We start from the raw sequence: 1,213 nt of genomic DNA, 5'->3' as shown, positions 1-1,213 counted from the left end.
AGATATTGCTGTGCTTCGCAGTTACGCGAGGTATATGCGACAGGTACGAGTGAGTAACTCCCAGGAGCTGATTTCAAGCACCTTAGTCCATCATGATGACTTGGTTCAGCTGTTGTTGGAAATGTTTAAACTACGGTTTGATCCAGAAGGCCCTAAAAAAGCTGAGCGGACTAAGGCTTTTGAGAAATTAGAAACTGAATTTCTAGAAGGCTTGGAAGATGTCCCGAATTTGACAGAGGATAAGATCCTCCGCTTGTACCTTGATCTAATCAAGGCGACCGTTAGAACCAACTTCTATCAGAAAGCCAAAGACAAGTTTAAGTCATATATCTCGTTCAAACTTTTACCTCGTTTAATTCCAAATGTGCCGCTTCCCGTGCCAATGTTTGAAATTTTTGTCTATTCACCAAGAGTTGAAGGCGTGCATTTGCGCGGAGGAAAAGTGGCTCGAGGTGGCTTGCGTTGGTCTGATCGTAATGAAGATTACCGTACAGAGGTTCTTGGGTTGGTGAAGGCGCAGCAAGTTAAAAATGCCGTGATCGTCCCGGTAGGCGCAAAGGGTGGTTTTGTTGCTAAGAAGTTGCCGCAAGGAGATCGGGACGCGTTTATGAAGGAGGGTATCGCGTGCTACAAGATCTTTATTTCCGCTTTACTTGATGTGACCGACAACTTAGTGAAGGGTAAGGTGGTTCCTCCCAAGAATACCATTCGTCACGATGAAGACGACTATTATCTCGTTGTGGCGGCCGACAAGGGGACAGCAACGTTCTCTGATATCGCAAATCAGATTTCTGAAGATCGAGGACATTGGTTGGGCGACGCGTTCGCTTCCGGTGGAAGTCAAGGTTATGACCATAAGAAAATGGGCATAACCGCGAGAGGCGCTTGGGTGTCAGTGCAAAGGCACTTCAAAGAGCTTGGACATAATGTTCAGGAACAGCCTTTTACGTGCGTTGGTGTGGGCGATATGTCTGGCGATGTTTTTGGAAATGGCATGTTGCTTTCAGATCAAACGAAACTGATCGCAGCCTTTAACCATATGCATATTTTTATCGATCCAGATCCTGATACGACCAAATCGTTTGCCGAACGCCAGCGCCTATTCGATTTACCACGATCTTCGTGGGACGACTACGACAAGACACTCATATCAAAAGGTGGTGGAATTTTTAGTCGTGACGCAAAGTCCATCAAACTCACCCCAGAAATTAAA

The 1,213-nt window shown here is 45.9% G+C and carries 1 protein-coding gene; it reads left to right on the top strand.

Features of this window, described 5'->3' with window-relative positions; all coding sequences use genetic code 11:
- The coding region (locus A3751_RS15460; protein ID WP_197466391.1) for an NAD-glutamate dehydrogenase domain-containing protein at positions 1-1,213 on the top strand (1,213 nt) is incomplete at both ends.

This window comes from Oleiphilus sp. HI0080, assembly GCF_001635135.1.
This window is presented reverse-complemented; position numbering and strand designations above follow the sequence as displayed.